The sequence below is a fragment of the Parvimonas sp. D9 genome (genome assembly GCF_035282565.1).
GTDB lineage: Bacteria > Bacillota > Clostridia > Tissierellales > Peptoniphilaceae > Parvimonas > Parvimonas micra.
Map to the genome: position 1 here is coordinate 1 of NZ_JAYKBM010000172.1, position 264 is coordinate 264.

The 264-nt window shown below is 76.5% G+C and carries 1 protein-coding gene; it reads left to right on the forward strand.

Annotated elements, in window-relative coordinates; all coding sequences use genetic code 11:
* On the forward strand, window positions 1–264 hold a 264-nt coding region (locus VJI94_RS08450; protein WP_324009042.1), incomplete at both ends, for a chromate transporter.

Below are 264 nucleotides of genomic sequence, written 5' to 3' on the forward strand. Positions count from 1 at the left end.
TTCTACCAGGCGGGCGCGCTCGTGTTCGGCGGGGGGCACGTCGTGCTGCCGCTGCTCCAGGCGGGCGTCGTCGACCCGGGCTGGGTGTCGCAGGCGCAGTTCCTGGCGGGCTACGGCGCCGCCCAGGCGGTGCCCGGCCCCCTGTTCACGTTCGCGGCGTACCTGGGCGCCGTCGCCCAGGTCGGCCCTGGCGGGGCGCTCGGCGCCGTGATCGCGCTCGTCGGCGTCTTCCTGCCGGGGTTCCTGCTGCTGACGGGCGTGCTG